Origin of the sequence: Pseudoalteromonas sp. SG43-4, from assembly GCF_014164325.1 — a bacterium.
Lineage (GTDB): Bacteria > Pseudomonadota > Gammaproteobacteria > Enterobacterales > Alteromonadaceae > Pseudoalteromonas > Pseudoalteromonas distincta.
The window spans coordinates 16,958-33,712 of the sequence record NZ_JACJFB010000019.1 but is presented as its reverse complement, the minus strand read 5'-3'; the positions used below and the strand labels follow the sequence as shown (position 1 = coordinate 33,712).

Annotated in this window: 12 protein-coding genes; 2 read left to right on the top strand and 10 right to left on the bottom strand. The window is 39.7% G+C overall.

The window, feature by feature from the left end; all coding sequences use genetic code 11:
* Positions 1–17: 17 nt before the first annotated feature.
* A complete protein-coding gene (locus tag H5160_RS16350; protein ID WP_182694918.1) occupies positions 18–350 on the bottom strand; it encodes a PBPRA1643 family SWIM/SEC-C metal-binding motif protein in 333 nt (110 codons plus the stop codon).
* Between the two features lie 242 nt (positions 351–592).
* Here H5160_RS16350 and H5160_RS16345 point away from each other — a divergent pair, with 242 nt between their 5' ends.
* Both H5160_RS16345 and H5160_RS16340 read left to right on the top strand, forming a co-directional pair.
* A complete protein-coding gene (locus H5160_RS16345) occupies positions 593–847 on the top strand; it encodes a MetJ regulator of methionine regulon (protein ID WP_182724759.1) in 255 nt (84 codons plus the stop codon).
* Between the two features lie 62 nt (positions 848–909).
* Entirely contained in the window at positions 910–1,494 is a 585-nt protein-coding gene (locus H5160_RS16340) for a hypothetical protein (RefSeq protein WP_182694919.1), read from the top strand.
* 22 nt (positions 1,495–1,516) lie between these two features.
* On the opposite strand, the gene rluF is transcribed toward H5160_RS16340, so the two are convergent.
* The 9 genes from rluF to malQ all read right to left on the bottom strand — a co-directional run bounded on the left by rluF (position 1,517) and on the right by malQ (position 16,754).
* Positions 1,517–2,542, bottom strand: coding sequence for a 23S rRNA pseudouridine(2604) synthase RluF (rluF, locus tag H5160_RS16335; protein WP_165742605.1), 1,026 nt, complete (start codon positions 2,540–2,542; stop codon positions 1,517–1,519).
* A gap of 86 nt (positions 2,543–2,628) precedes the next feature.
* On the bottom strand, positions 2,629–3,699 hold the full coding sequence (locus tag H5160_RS16330; RefSeq protein ID WP_182692401.1) for a DUF418 domain-containing protein: 1,071 nt from the start codon (positions 3,697–3,699) through the stop codon (positions 2,629–2,631).
* Positions 3,700–3,729: 30 nt separating this feature from the next.
* Positions 3,730–4,944: an EAL and HDOD domain-containing protein gene (locus H5160_RS16325; protein ID WP_149603661.1), complete on the bottom strand. Its 1,215-nt coding sequence runs from the start codon at positions 4,942–4,944 to the stop codon at positions 3,730–3,732.
* Positions 4,945–5,033: 89 nt separating this feature from the next.
* Positions 5,034–6,569, bottom strand: coding sequence for a glycogen synthase (locus tag H5160_RS16320; RefSeq protein ID WP_182738016.1), 1,536 nt, complete (start codon positions 6,567–6,569; stop codon positions 5,034–5,036).
* Positions 6,570–6,649: 80 nt separating this feature from the next.
* The gene (gene glgC / locus H5160_RS16315) at positions 6,650–7,951 is read right to left on the bottom strand and encodes a glucose-1-phosphate adenylyltransferase (protein WP_182694922.1); all 1,302 of its coding nucleotides are present in this window, start codon (positions 7,949–7,951) and stop codon (positions 6,650–6,652) included.
* 14 nt (positions 7,952–7,965) lie between these two features.
* A complete protein-coding gene (locus tag H5160_RS16310) occupies positions 7,966–10,503 on the bottom strand; it encodes a glycogen/starch/alpha-glucan phosphorylase (RefSeq protein WP_182738014.1) in 2,538 nt (845 codons plus the stop codon).
* Positions 10,496–12,559 (bottom strand): glycogen debranching protein GlgX, encoded by a 2,064-nt coding sequence (gene glgX / locus H5160_RS16305; RefSeq protein ID WP_182738012.1) that lies wholly within the window; start codon positions 12,557–12,559, stop codon positions 10,496–10,498. Before glgX ends, H5160_RS16310 begins: the two co-directional genes overlap by 8 nt.
* The gene (glgB, locus tag H5160_RS16300; RefSeq protein WP_182738010.1) at positions 12,552–14,759 is read right to left on the bottom strand and encodes a 1,4-alpha-glucan branching protein GlgB; all 2,208 of its coding nucleotides are present in this window, start codon (positions 14,757–14,759) and stop codon (positions 12,552–12,554) included. Before glgB ends, glgX begins: the two co-directional genes overlap by 8 nt.
* Positions 14,760–16,754, bottom strand: coding sequence for a 4-alpha-glucanotransferase (gene malQ, locus H5160_RS16295; protein WP_182738008.1), 1,995 nt, complete (start codon positions 16,752–16,754; stop codon positions 14,760–14,762).
* Between the last annotated feature and the right edge of the window lies 1 nt (position 16,755).

Sequence of the window (16,755 nt, the reverse complement as noted above, 5' to 3'; positions counted from 1 at the left end):
ATTTAGTTGTTAAGAAACTAACCGCAACACTTTTTATATTTTTTGCCACTACCACATACACAAGGTGCGTTACGCTCTGGTACTTTATCAAATACTTGTGGTGTTGATTTACTAAGCGCAAAGTCTAGTTCGCGAATATCTTCTGGTACGTCTGCTTTAACTTCAATTGAAGCAAACAGCGAATGCTCTTCTAATATGGCTTCTATTTCTGATTGTCGTTCAGCTGAGTTTACAATTAGCGTTAACGGGTGTAACTCTGTGCCTGGCTTTGCGGTACGATTTGGCGCAAATCCATTACTGTTATTTTTACCCATTATGTCGGGCTTACCCATAAAGAAAAATTTTGACATGTTACTTCTATAACCTTTCTACATTATTAAGACGGCGCATCTTAACAGCTTACCCAACATATAACTAAGGTGTACTTGCTAATGCACAATATAAATCAAGCTTTAGCGTATATACGCCTAATATAGCGACATAATGAGGACATTTAATGGATTTAGGCAAAATTTGAATTCGAAATATAGTAAAATTATACTAGCTAGACTCAGTGGCGTTTTAATATCTAACTCAATATTATGGAAAAGCCTTGGAAAACTTTAAAATTGCAGTACTAATAGCGGGCAGCCTTTTTATACTTTTTGGTTATCTACGCTTTATAACTGACGATAATGGTAACGTGAACTTAAACAACTACCGTTTTACAGGGGGCATACTACTGGTTATTTCCGGTATGTTTGATGGCACACGCGACCTTGTTAAGCGCCTGCGCTCTAAAAACTCGTTATCGGCGATTGCTGTTTATTTAGGTATACTCTTATTTTATATTGGCTTTAGCATTTAATAGCGAAATATTAAGCGCTAATTTGGGCTTTATACAAGCAACATTTTATAAGTGAATACCCTTTGACCTTTAAGCAACTCTTCAACAGCGCCATATTACTCTTAGTAACAGCACCTCCGCTGGTTTTACTTGCATGGGATGAACAAGCCGACCCCGCTTTTATCCCCAACAGTATATATAACACCTTAACATTTACGTTATTTCCAATAACGGCGATAGTGTTGTCGGTTGTTTTATTAAGGCATCTATATAAAAAATACAATAATAACTTTGAATTTAAACATACAGTTAAAAATTATATTGCTGAGCATGGGAAGTTCCGCAGCGCATTTATACCACTGTTTTTGCCTATTTTAATTTACTTATGGTTATGGACGTCAGTTTGTATTTCTGTGAAATTATGGGCCAATAAATACAGCAATAATATATGGCAGCAAGAGCATCAATTACTCGAGGTAGGTAGTTGCCCAAATGATTATGAGTACAGTTGTGCAACGCTAACTGTGCTTAGTTTACAGAACTACAGAAAATACACTTTTAGATGGTATTTAGATAAGAATAAATTGGTGACTTTACAAAATAACAATATAAATTTAGTGGGCGTTACAAGCCCACTTGGTAATATAGTACAAGAAATACAGTGGTAGTAGAATACCACTTAGGTGCAGATTATTTTTTTAAGCTAAGGGTACGCCCCGAGCTAGGTTTTGACTGTGACGACTTGTTCTCTTTAATACTTTTTGGCTTACCAACATACGTGGTAGAACGCTTTTGATAAGGTGCTTTACTGCGCTCATTTTTGCGCTCGCCATTAGCATTACTGCGATCAGAGTTGCGACTTGAATTTCGCTCAGTACTACGCTCGCCACTTTGTTCGCCTTTATTAAAACGGCGAGGATTTTCACCCTGAAAATCACGCTTTTTAGGAGCCGACAGCATATTATTTTCTGATTGTTTATTAGCATCAAGCGAATGTTCTTGAGTTTTACCTGAGTCAGAAATCGAGTCGTTTATTTGCGCCATTTCAGTATCAGATAAATGACGCCACTGCCCTACCTTTAAACCTTTTAGTGTTACGTTCATTATACGAGTGCGCTTTAACGTCACCACTTCGTAACCTAAATATTCACACATACGGCGTATTTGGCGGTTTAAACCTTGTGTAAGTACTATTTTAAATTCTTTAGGGGCAGTTTGTGTCACTTTACACTTTTTAGTCACGGTATCTAAAATAGGCACGCCATTGGCCATTTTTGTAACAAACTGACGATTAAGCGGTTTATCAACCGTAACAACATATTCTTTTTCGTGGTTATTACCCGCACGCAAAATTTTATTAACGATATCGCCTTCGTTAGTTAAAAATATAAGCCCTTCAGAAGGTCTATCTAAACGCCCTATTGGAAATATACGTGTTGGATAGTTAACTGCGCGAATAATATTACTTTGAATTTTACTTTCGGTAGTACACGTAATACCAACGGGTTTATTGTAAGCGATATAAACGCGCTTTGGTGTGGCTTTAAGTGGCTTGCCATCAACTAATACAACATCGGTAGCAGCTACTTTTACGCCCATTTCAGGCGAGTAGCCATTAACGCTGACACGACCTTGCTCAATATATTTATCGGCTTCGCGGCGTGAACAAAACCCTGTTTCACTAATAAATTTATTTAAACGTTTTAATTCGGTCATGGCACTTATAGCGTAGTAATTTTTAAGGCGAGTAGTGTAAACCACCCACACTATTTTTTCGCCCCTAATTTAAAATTTATAGGTGTTTAAGCATTAATTTTTGCTTTCGTTAATTTACGCCATACAAATTCAAGCGGGCCTTGGTTAAAATAGCGGCTGTATATAAAGGTAAATATGAGCTGCAGTGCAACTAATGCCGTTGCAACTAACCAGTAGTCAATACGATCAAAATTGAGCACCCAGTGCGTAAATAGCACTTTATATAACAACAGTTGTATGAGTGTTTGGCTAATATATAAAGTAAATGCTAAGCGCCCCGCTTGTTGAATAAGCGTGCCAACGTGTGCGCTGTTATTGCAAAATTTAACAATTAAATGAATATACAGCGTAGCCATACCTAGCGCCGCAAAAATATTTACAAATTCTTGCACCCCATATCCTAAGCTGCCATTAAGCTGTGATGCATAAAGCCTGATTCCACAAAAAACAAGGGTCATTGCACCGCAAACTATTAATTGCTGAGTCGTTAAGCCTTTACTAAAAACGTCTTGTTTATATAAATAAATGCCAATGAGCATAAGGCCCACGCACATCCACATTGTCATTATTGGCACCATAACAAGCATTAACGTGTTCATAGCAAGGTTACTAATAAAGTAATCAATATAGTGTGGGTTATATAATTCAATAAACTGTGCTGTATCGCGGTAAATTATTTCATCGGGTACGCTAGATATAACAAGTAAGGTAATCACAGCCGACAACAAGGTAAATGCAAACCCTCTTTTTAAAAGTACGTTGCTATCACTTTCTAAATATTTAATAACAAACCAGCCAGATACACCGTAAACAAATAAAATATCACCGGCCCAAAGTAAAAAACCATGCGCTAAACCAAAGAGGATTAACCAATAGAGCCTGCTTTTTATCTGCACTTCAGACTTGTAACGTTGCCACTGAATATAAAGCCCAGCACCAAAAAGCAAACTAAACAGCGTTCTAAAACGCCCGTCTACAAACACGCTGCTAAGGGTGTGAATAATTGAGTCGCTAACAGGAGGATTAGTTAAGGAGGAATACCCATATTCAAAAATGCCGAAGGCGTAAGCATTCATGTAAACGAGGCCAAGCACGGCAACGCCGCGAATAAAGTCCATATTATAATTGCGCATTAAAGCTATTATCCGTTAAATATTATTCTTATAACTGTCAGCCCAATCGACTGACTGCTGGTAAAGTGGAGGTAGTATAGCACTGTCAATATTCAACAAAAGTACAGCTTGTTCAAGTGCCCACCAGCTTCCTGTTTCATATGCTTTAACAACGTTTAAAATATAATAAAGTGTGTTTTTGTCCCCTAATAATGCCGTTTTTATTTCATCAGGGAAAGGTAGCTTTTCAACAAGCAAGCTCATTGGTTGATCAAGGATTGCATCTAGCAGTGAAAATAATCCTGTTAAAAATGCTTCGCCTGACTGACTTTTATTAACCTTTTTTGCCACAAGCTCACAAAAACGAGCACGTACAACACACACTTGCATTAGCTCTGCAGGTTTTTTACCCGCTGTATGAGCAGTAACAATAAGGCTCACAAACTTTTTAAGGCGTTCGTGTCCTAAATACACGAGCGCTTGCTTTAATGACGATATTTGGCTTTGTATAGGAAACACACCGCTGTTTATTAATCTTAGTAACTTATATGCGAGTGCAGCATCTAGCTCAAACAGGCTTGCGATTGTTTTAATGTCAGGGCTTTGCTTCATTATTTCTGCGTAAATAGCGACGACTAAACCATAATTATAATCAATGTCGTTTTGCTTGATCATGGTAGGCTTTGCAAAAAAATAGCCTTGAAAATAATCAAACCCCATATCAAAGGCAAGCTCATAGTCTTCTTGTGTTTCTATTTTTTCGGCTAGTATTTTTATTTGTTTATGCGCTTGTAACTTAGTAACTATGGGCTGTATTTCGCTAAGAGGTGTAATTGCAATATCAAATTTAATGAGCTTCACAAGCTTTAGAAAACGATCCCATTGTGGTTTATATACAAAATCATCGAGCGCGAGTTTGTAGTTACTATGAAATAAACCTCGGCATAGCTCATAGTTGTCGTCGGTAGGTTCTATGGTTTCGAGCAACTCAATCACAACGTCTTGGCATGGTAAGAAAGCACATAAATCGAGTTTTAATGATTCAGGTCCTATATTTATAAGCGCTTTTTTGCCTGATGTAATATGGCGTGTACCTAAATTTAATTGATTTTCCATAATAAGCCTTGCTGTTGCTTGGCCTTCTGCAATATCTGGAAAATAATTTTTTGGACTATCACGAAAAAGTAGCTCATAGGCTACTACTTTTTTACTTCGATTGAATATTGCTTGCCTTGCAACAAATACAGACACATTACCTACTTCTTAGCTTTTATATAATACTAAGTAATTAAACCCTAAGCAGGTAGATTTGTCACTAAACTTTAAAGTACAGAAACGATTTACCGGTATAAGGTTGTTATATAATCAGTTGCCACTTGTGGCCACGAAAAACGCATTTGCTCTGCGCTGTGCTTAATTTTATGCCACTTTTTAGGATTTTGCTTTTTAATTAAGAGAGTTTCGTCTAAACAGCTAATTAAATTACGCGTTTGCGTTGCCAACGTGTCTCCATTAAAGCTAAAACCATTTTCGTGGTGTTTAACTGTATCTTTTAATCCGCCAACACTGTGTACTAAACACGGTTGCCCCGCTCGCATTGCTAGCATTTGGCTAATACCACACGGTTCAAACGAGCTTGGCATTAAAAATAAGTCACCTACTTGATACATTAAATCGCCAACACCTTGCCCATAGCCCTTTAAAAATAAAAGATTGGAATTACGCGCCATTGCTTTGGTAAATATGCTTTCGAGCTCTTTGTCACCCGAGCCGAGAATAATAAGTCTGCCGCTATGTTCACTAATTAATTGGCACACTTTATCAATAGCTAAAATCCCATTAACCTGCTGGCACAATAACAACACTTTTTGCTCAGTAAGACGGCCAACGCTTGTAACTAATGGACCGTTATTAACCGTTGCTTTAAATTGCTGTAGTCGTTGGTGGGCAATATAGTAGCCACTTTGTAACTGCTCGTAATTGGCCACCCAACCAAACAAAGTACTCTCAGCTTGGCTATAAAAGTCTGCGAGAGTTGCTCCTTCAAGTGCATTGCTTGGATATTCACAGCCATTTAAAATACCAACAAGCTTGCCTTGGCTTGCTGCATTTTGCAGATCTTGCTCAAGCCCTTCGCCACCAAAAAAACCATGTTCGTAATTGCTAGGTTCAAGAACCTCTTGGCTGTAGGTTGGTGATACAACATGTATTTTATCGCACAGATTTATTGCACTGCGCATAGGATTAAAACAATGAGGGTAACGCGGGTCGCATAATTGCTGGCCATTATAACTAAGTGATGGAAACCACGCCTCTAAGCTTGAATCATCATGTTTGAAAGGCCTTATCCCTTGCAGTGCAATATTATGCACTGTGAAGGCAATAGGTAAGGTATTAAGTGAGCTATAACGTGGCTCAAACTTAAGTAAAACTGCAACGCAGGCACTGTGCCAATCATGTAAATGCAGCGCTGTAGGGCGCTTTAATACACCTTGTAATAACGCTTCGCAGACGGCTGCGTTAAATAGAGCAAATTTAGTCGCATCAGTTGCAAAAGGCCTCCCCGGTGCATCATTACAATATACACTGCCTGATTCACTAAATAACGGGTGGCTAATAACAATTTGGCTTACATTATTTTCGGCTTGTTGTACTTTAAAAATGGTTAATACATGGGGTTGAGCATTAAATGCAACAGTTACTTCACCTATATAAATACGCTCAAGCGGCTCAAACCCGTAGTCAGGAATAACAATATCAACCGTTATACCTTGCTTTGCGAGAGCCTTAGGTGCATCGCGTACTACATCTGCCACACCGCCTACTTTTGCGCTTGGTAACGCGTCATTTTCTGCTGCAACCATTAATACATGCATTAATTTATTATTTCCTTTAAACCTGTGTGAGCTTGCTCACAAATGAGCAAGCTATGTTGTCGTGCTTATCTAACTTGTTGTTACGCTAGCTTTTTATTTTCTCGCGCTTGGCGTTCTAACTTTTTTGCAAGCTCAGTGAGCATATCACGTGTAACAAGAACGATACCTTTTTTAGATACCCTAAAGCCGTTTTCTTCATCTGTTTTTTTGTCAAAACCGATTTCAAGACCTGCAGGTATTTCACAGCTTCTATCTATTATTGCGCGTTTAATTTTACAACCTCGGTTTATAACTGCACCGGGTAAAATTACCGACTGCTCAATGGTACAAAATGAGCGAACGTGGACATTAGAAAACAATAGGGATTTTCTAACCGCAGAGCCCGAAATAATACACCCACCCGAGACTGTTGAGTCTAAAGCCATACCACGTCTATCTTCATCATCAAAAATAAACTTAGCAGGTGGTAGTTGCTCTTGATAAGTCCATATTGGCCACGTTGGATCGTATAAATCAAGTTGTGGTTCTGGCATTACCAGTTCCATATTAGCTTCCCAGAACGAATCAAGCGTACCTACATCTCGCCAATAAGGTTGCCCTTCTTGGTTTGGATCTCTAAATGGGAAGGCAAACACATTATGCTCTTCTATAATCGCTGGAATAATATCGTGACCAAAATCGCGTCCAGAGCCTTCATTTTCAGAATCTTTTTTAAGTTGCTCAAACAAAAATTCAGTATTAAAAATGTAGTTCCCCATTGATGCTAAACATGTACCTGGCTTGCCGGGTACGGAGCTCGGCATTGCTGGTTTTTCATCAAAACGACACACTCTACTTTCTTCATCAACGGTCATTACACCAAACGTGTCTGCGGCTTCCTCTACTGGGACTTCAATACAACACACAGTCATATCTGCGCCTTTTTGCACATGTTCAGCCAATAAAGCACCATAGTCCATACGGTACACATGATCTCCAGACAAAATCATCACATATTTAGGAAGCTCGTGACGAATAATATCTATGTTTTGAAAAACAGCATCTGCGGTTCCACAATACCAATCATCACCTTGGCGCTGAGATGCAGGTAGTATTTCAACCGACTCTCCTAGCTCTTTTTTAAAGTGCCCCCATGCGCGGTTTACATGGCGTATTAATGAATGTGATTTATATTGTGTAGCAATACCAACACGTCTCACACCCGAGTTAATGCAGTTTGATAGTGGAAAATCGATAATTCGATGTTTACCACCAAAGTAAACTGCTGGCTTTGCTCGCCAATCGGTTAACTCATGCAGGCGAGAACCGCGACCGCCTGCCAGTATTAACGCGTAAGTTTCTCTGGTTAGGCTACTTATGTAGCGATTTGCATAATTAGGCATAATACTCTCTCCATTTAGTCTAGGCTGTTAGTGGCATGGCTTTTAGTTGTCGTTAAGTCTGTTTCACTAATATTGAGGGGTTCTAAATGCCAAATATCTTCACTGTATTGGCTTATGGTTCTGTCACTTGAAAACATACCACTGGCTGCTGTATTTAAAATACTCATTTGTGTCCAGTAGGTCTGATCTGCGTAAGCTTTATCAACTTCTTTTTGAGCTACTACATAACTTTCAAAATCGTGAGCAACAAGCCATGGATCGTGCGGGCTCTTAATTGCATTTGTTATGTCGTCAAATAAGCATGGTTCAAATAAATTAAAATGCCCGCTCTCGAGTAATTGCATCACATTCTTTAAATCGCCATTTTGCGATATTAAATGCTCTGGATTATAACGTGATTTAATATCGTCAATTTCGTGCGCTTGTGCGCCAAACAAAAAGAAGTTATCAGCACCAACAGCATCTCTAATTTCAATGTTTGCGCCATCCAGCGTGCCTATTGTCAATGCACCATTCATCATAAATTTCATGTTGCCAGTACCAGACGCTTCTTTGCCTGCGGTAGATACTTGCTCTGAGAGATCAGTTGCAGGACAAATAACTTCCATTGCAGTTACGTTGTAATTAGGCAAAAAGGCGACGCGTAAATATGGCGCAGCTTGAGGGTCTTTATTTATAACCTCTGCCACGTTATTAATAAGCTTAATAATTTTTTTAGCCATGTAATAACCCGGCGCTGCTTTACCACCTAATAGAACACAACGAGGAACAAGCCCTTGGGTATCCCCACGGCGAATACGGTCATATAAATGAATCACATGAAGTATGTTTAATAGCTGACGTTTGTATTCGTGGATACGTTTTACTTGTACGTCAAACATCATTGATACATCAAAATCGATATCGCAGCGCGCCTTAACTAAATCAACTAAACGTTGTTTGTTTTCACGTTTAGCATTTTGCCACTGCTCATGAAATGCCTTGTCGTCATAAAAACGACGTAGGTCACTAATTTTTGAAAAGTTTTTAACCCAATCATGGCCAATTTTTTCACCAATTAATTCACTTAATACTGGATTACAATGCGCAAGCCATCGACGAGGCGTTACACCATTTGTTTTGTTATTAAACTTATCTGGCCACAGTGCATAAAATTCTTTAAATAATCCCGCTTTTAACAGTTCAGTATGAAGTGCTGCTACGCCATTTACAGAGTAACTACCTACAATAGCTAAATAAGCCATACGAATTTGCGGCTCATCACCCTCTTCAATCAGTGACAATGCACGTTGCTTTTCAACATCTCCCGGCCATTGCTGTGCAACTTGTGCTAAAAAGCGTGCATTTATCTCGTAAACTATTTCTAAAATGCGTGGCAATAATTTTGAAAACAACGAAACAGACCATTTTTCAAGCGCTTCAGGAAGTAGCGTATGATTTGTATAAGCCATTGTTTTAGTTGTTATTTTCCAAGCGTCGTTCCAATTTAATTCGTAATCATCAATTAAAATACGCATTAGCTCTGCAACAGCAATACTTGGATGCGTGTCATTTAACTGAAAAACATGAAAATCAGCAAAGTCACTAAAGCTCTCGCCATGTTGGGAAACCCATTGGTCTACTACGTCTTGAATACTCGCCGATGATAAAAAGTATTGTTGGCGTAACCTAAGTTCCTTACCATTTTCGCTGCTGTCATTTGGATACAGCACCATGGTGATCTGTTCGGCTAGATTTTTTTGTGCGACGGCTTCTGAATAACTGCCCGCATTAAATTCGGTTAAATTAAATTCATCTGTTGCCTCTGATTTCCACAGACGTAGTGTATTTACGATATTGTTTTTATACCCAGGAACAGGAACATCGTACGGTACAGCTAATACATCTTGTGAGCCCATCCATTGACGGTGCTCTCTGCCAAATTTATCTGTGTAACTTTGCACATAGCCACCAAACTTCACACGTTTTGCATGCTCTGGTGCGCTTAGCTCCCATGGATGTCCTTCACGTAGCCAGTTATCTGGTTGCTCAATTTGGTTACCATCTTTAATCGATTGATTAAACATGCCGTATTCGTATCGTAGGCCATAGCCAATAACAGGCAACGCTAAACTAGCACAGCTATCTAAAAAGCAGGCTGCAAGGCGTCCTAGCCCGCCATTTCCTAAGCCAGCGTCGTGCTCGGCGTCTTCAATTGTTTCTATTGTTGTGCAGTACTCTTGTAGTGCTGAGCTTACTTGTTCATCTAAATCTAGATTTAAAACAGCATTACCTAGCGCACGCCCCATCAAAAACTCAAGAGAAAGGTAAGCCGTTTTGCGGCGTTTCTCTTGCTTAATTTGTTGATTCGTTTCTCTGCAGCGGGCCACAAGTCTGTCGCGAATAGTAAGCGCTAATGCGTGATACAAATAATGCTGCGATTCACCCACCTTATCTCGGCCGAGGGTATAATAAAAATGCCGTGTTAAGTCATCTTTAAGCGTACTTTCATCAATAACGGGCCCTTCTTGCCAGCTCTTTACTACACACACTTGATCACTTTGTTTAACCATGACTAACATCCTCTAAATTGGCACTAAAAACCCAACTACTTTGTGCTAAAATTTCAACCATCGCATCTTCATTATTGCTCACAGATGCATTATGTACACTTGATAGAATCATTTGCCACGGCGCATTAATTGGCGATGGGGGCATTTGACAAAAAATTGTTTTTTCACTGGCATTAAATACAATCAGCAATGCATGATTGTTTTGCTTATCAAGTAAGCTATACATTAAAAACTGTCTGGTATCTTCATGCCAGTGAGCATCAGTCATGGTTTTACCTTGTTCGGTAAACCACTTAACGGTAAAACGCTCGTCTATATCATCTAAAAATACACTGTGTTTAAACGCACTGTGCGCACGTCTAATTTTTAATGCATCATCAATAAATCGTGTTAACGAATGATTAAGTTGAGAATCTTTCCAGGCAAGCCAACTAGTGCGATTATTTTGGCAATAAGCATTGTTATTCCCCCCTTGCGAGTGCGCCATTTCGCTACCAGCAGCAATCATGGGAACACCTTTTGAGAGAATTAAAGTAAGTAAAAAGTTCTTTTGTTGCTGTAAGCGCAGTGCGTTTATTTTAGAGTCGCTGGTAAAACCTTCTACCCCACAGTTAAACGAATGATTTGCACTGTGCCCATCTCGATTTTGCTCGCCATTAGCTTCGTTATGTTTATGCTCATAACTCACTAAATCAGCAAGGGTAAAACCATCATGACTCGTTATAAAATTAATACTATTGAGCGGCCCACGTTGGCTGTGCTCAAAAATATCAAACGATCCATGCAAACGTTTTGCAACGCTTGCAATAATACCCTTTTCACTTTGCCAAAAACGTCTAATTACATCGCGGTATTGATCGTTCCATTCTCGCCATGGCGGCGGGAATGCACCAAGCTGATAACCACCTGGGCCTATATCCCAAGGCTCACTTATTAACTTAACTTTGTTAAGCACAGGGTCTTGGGCAACTACTTGTAAAAAAGTATGTGCGGAGCTAAAGCCTGCTTTTGAGCGGCCTAAAATGGTCGCTAAATCAAACCTAAAACCATCAACTCCCATTACTTCAACCCAATAACGAAGGCTATCAAGTACAAGTTGCAGTGTTTTAGGGTGGTCAATATTTATGGTATTACCACAGCCGGTATCGTTTATATATACGTCAGGCTGCCCCTCTACTGTGCGGTAATAGGCTAAGTTATCAAAGCCTCTAAGCGATAGTATAGGGCCATCCGCCCCTGCTTCAGCTGTATGGTTGTAAACAACATCTAATATGACTTCTATGTCTGCAGCATGGAACTCTTGCACCATTTGCTTAAACTCGTTTATATCGTCGTTTACCAAATAGTCTTTATGGGGCGTAAAAAAGTTAAGCGTGTTGTAACCCCAGTAGTTTTGCAAACCTTTCCCTGTTAAAAATTGCTCACTAATAAAAGAATGAACAGGCAAAAGCTCAACGGCTGTAACACCAAAGCTTTGTAAGTGTTCAATAAAGCTTGGGTGGCTTAACCCTAAAAACTTCCCTTGTAGAGGTTTAGGTATTTTAGGATGACGACACGTTGTACCTTTCACATGGCACTCATAAATAACCGTGTTTGACCAACGGTGGTTAGGCTTTTTATGCGTATACAACGTAGGAGCCGCTACTTTTGATTTAGGTATATCAATCGCATTATTTACAGTGCTTTTAGTACCGATTGGCATTTGCCCGTAATGGCGTTCACTCCAAGTAAACTCACCAAACAAGTCTTTTGCATATGGGTCTATCAGCAGCTTATTTTCGTTAAACAGTTGACCATTTTTAGGGTTATATTCACCCTCAACTCTAAAACCATAAAGCGCACCGGCGTTTAATGGCGAAATATGAATACTCCAAATACCCCCTTCGTTGATATTCATCGCCATTTTTAGTATTTCTGAATGGCCACTTTTATCAAACAGGCATACATAAGCTTGGCTCGCCCCAGGCGCATAAAGCGCGAAGTTGACCCCATTATCAATAACACTAGAGCCAAGTGGTTCTACATTACCGGGTGCTACATCAAATCGGTTACTCATCATCAACCTTTTGTAAATAAATAGTAGTTAAGCCACCAATGGCAATTGAAATACTGTGTTTAAAACCATGATTTGATTCGTTTATTGCCTGAACTATCAGCGAAGAATCTTTAGTTACCTCAACGCCAGAGCCAAAAAACTGAGTATCGTCTGTATTTACAATGACCTTGTAACGCCCTTTACTCGGTACGCCAATAACGTAGTTTTCATAGGACGCGGGGGTAAAATTAGCAATAACAACCACAAAGTTTTTTGCGTTTTTAGCATAGCGAACAAAGCTTAAAATGCTCTGCTGATTATTATTGTTATCTATCCAGGTAAAACCAGCCGCGCTCGAATCTAGCTCATACAACGCAGGTTGGTTTTTATAAACGGTATTGAGCGCTTTTACGGTGTGCTTTATACCGCTGTGGCTTTGGTGCTCAAGTAAATGCCAATCGATAGAATGATCGTGCCCCCACTCTTTTCGCTGTGCAATTTCACCGCCCATAAATAAGAGTTTTTTACCCGGGTGTGCCCACATAAATGCGTAATAAGCGCGTAAATTTGCAAATTTTTGCCAATCATCGCCTGGCATTTTTTCAATTAACGAGCCTTTACCATGTACTACCTCATCGTGGCTTAATGGCAATATATAGTTTTCGCTAAACGCGTATACCATCGAAAAAGTCATTTCATGATGATGATGCTGACGATATAAAGGGTCGTGCTGCATGTAATGCAAACTATCGTTCATCCAACCCATGTTCCACTTATAACCAAAGCCTAAACCGTTGTGCTCAACACTTTGGGTGACACCCGGCCATGCTGTCGACTCCTCAGCCACCATCATAATGCCTGGGTTGTTTTTATAGCTGCGCATATTGACTTGCTTTAGGCACTCAATTGCACCTAAGTTTTCACGCCCGCCGTAACAATTAGCAACCCACTCGCCTTCTTTTCGGCTGTAATCTAAATACAACATAGAAGCTACGGCATCTACACGCAGGCCATCTAAACCAAATTGATGTAGCCAATACATAGCATTTGATATTAAAAAGCTGTTAACTTCAGGACGGTCGTAGTTATAAATGTAGGTATTCCAATCAGGATGAAACCCTTGGCGCTTATCAGCATGCTCATATAAATGGGTGCCATCAAATCGATGTAAGCCATGCGGATCGCTTGGAAAATGCCCTGGTACCCAATCAAGCAAAATACCTAAATTAGCTTTGTGGCACTGCTCTACAAAGTATTTAAAGCTGTTGTAGTCGCCAAAGCGGCTGGTAGGTGCAAATAATCCAACAGGCTGATACCCCCACGAACCATCAAACGGGTATTCACTTATTGGCATAAGTTGCAGGTGAGTAAAATTCATTTCAAGGGCATAGCTAACGAGTTTGTCGGCAAGCTCTGTGTAACTTAAATAGCGGTTGTTTTCAGCCCGTTGCCATGAGCCTAAATGCACTTCATAAATACTAATTGGTGCATCTATATGGTTACGCTTTTGTCTGTTTTGAAGAGCCTGCTCGCCAAGCTTTATAGGTTCTGGTTTATACTGCAGTACACTTGCAGTGCCAGGTGCTTGTTGCATTTTAAATGCATAAGGGTCGGCTTTTTCGAGCACCTCTCCACTTTGCGCGGTAATTGCAAATTTGTAGCACATGTCAGCTTTAAGGCCTGGTACAAATAACTCCCATACACCACTTGCAGGATGAAAGCGCATAAAGTGGCGATTCGCTTGCCAAAAGTTAAACTCACCAATAATAGAGACACTTGCCGCATTAGGCGCCCATACACAAAAACGTACACCGTCTACGTTTTGTTGAGTACTAAAATGTGCACCAAAATGCGAGTAAGCATGTTCAAGACTGCCTTCGTTAAATAAATACATTGCCTCTGCATCAAGTGTGCTTTGGAAACTGTATTCATCATAAAAGGTAACGCTGCTATCTGTGTACTGAGCAATGCATTCATATGGCGCAGTGGGCAAAGCATCAACTTTGGCTATAAATAAATCACTTTTCTGGTAGCGTTTCGCCTTAATACTTTTATTATTTAATGTAACACTTACGCTTATTGCACAAGGTAGATAAAAACGAACTTCAACCTCAGCATCCGTTTTATGTGCCCCTAAGAAGCTAAATGGGTCTTTAAATCGCCCTGTATTTAATGCGTGTACTTGTGCATCGTAACTATTTTCATTAGTTGTACTGCTCATTTAACCTTTCCTTATTGAATCGATAGCAGCTAAAAGTGAGGCATTTTTGGTAAAAATTTCTTCACTGGTATGCGTTAATACACGTCGCCAATTAGGATATTCTTTATCTGTCCCGGGGATATTAACCGGATACTTTTGCTCATCTAAGTCATCTATTTGTATTGCAAATAAACGCGATTGAGAGCCTGCTAAACACAATGCAAGTGCGCTATAAACAGTCACAGCTTCACTATGTAATAAAAGCTCAGTTGTATTGCCATGGTGATTAATAAAACGTAGTAACCTTTGTTGCTCTTCTATTCGCTGTTGCTTTAGTTGCTCGTATTCATTGCAAGTTATAAGCTTATATTGTTGCTTAATATCTAAATCATCATGTTGCCACCAGCCTGTAAATGGAGGAACATCGTGATTGGCTATCATTAACAAACAATGTGTTGCTAGCTCATCTACCGATAAAAACTCTCCACTGTGTTGTTTCTCAAAATAAAATAAGCTGTTGGAAAAAATACCGCTAGATGCCAAAGCTTCCCTAACCTCTGGCGGTACGATGCCTAAATCTTCACCAATAACAATACTCTGATTAATATGCGATTCAATTTTTAAAATGGCAAGTAAATGCTCAAACGGATAATAAACATAACAGCCGTCTTGTTCGCCATTGCTTTCAAAGCACCACCATAGGCGCCTAATAGCCATTACGTGGTCAATTCGAAGTCCACCTACGTTTTGCATGTTTGCGCGAATGAGCGAGCGGTAAAATTGGTAGTGATTATTACTAAGGCTTTGGGGATTGAGGGCTGGGAGGCCCCAATTTTGACCTGCTTCAGCCCATGGATCGGGTGGAGCGCCTACACTTGCACCTTGGCTAAACAACGATTGCTGATTTTTAAATTCAGCCCCATCGCCAGCACAACCAACAGCTAAGTCGTTTATTAAGCCAATAGCCATGCCTCTCTCTGCGCAACTGTTTTGACACAGTGCCAGTTGCACATGCGCTTGCCATTGTAGGTAATAAGCAAATGTTAGGTTATCTGATTCGAGGGTATTTAACGTAGTAGAGTGAGCATTACAAAAATCAGTAAACGCTTGGCGACGCTCATCACTTGCCGTTAATTCAAACTGATTATAAAGCGCTTCAAATAACGTATACTTTATACGGCTTACATTTTCATAATCTATAAACTGATCATTACTTTTAATAAGTGCAGCGACATCATCTTGCTGCATAATGGCGTCAAGGTTTTCGTTATTTATTGCGTCTTCGCTTAGTACGATAGAAATATAAAGAGGATTTAATAAAGCGCGACTATTAGGGCTATAAGGACTGGCTCGCTCTGGCATATCAGCAAATAACAAATGCAGTGGATTAAGTAATATATAATCCATGTTTTGGGAGCTGCATAGTTTTGTAAGCGCTAATAAATCGTCAAAGTCGCCAATACCAAAATTCGCTCTATTTTTTAATGTGTAAAGCTGAATAGATAATCCAGTGCGCTTTGTGTCTCCCACTTGATAGACTTGCTCAGGCACGCACCAAATTTGTGTAATAGCGTGTTGCTCACCTACCTGAACATTAGCGTCATGATAGCCAATTGGCATATTACCAATGGGTAGTGCCAGCTCAATATAGCGAACGCCATGCAAGTAATATTCACCAGTGACAGCCAAGTTATAAAGGTTATCAAATGCTAAATGCATTCCAAGTGAAGGGACATCGATATTAGCGGCTAAATATTGCTGACGTTCATCTATACGAAGCTTTAACAAACATGTACTTTGCTCAACTAAACTCACACTAGGTACTAAAGCAAGCCAAAGCGATGCATCTAAATCATAAGTTAGTTGAGCTATTCCTGCTTCATTATTTGTATCAACACCACAACATTGCAAAGCACGTTTACGCGTTTCTTCGCTAAAAAATACCTGTTCACCTGTATACTTAGTGAATTCAAAGCCAATACCATGCAGGTAAAACAACTGCGAAAGAGCATCCATT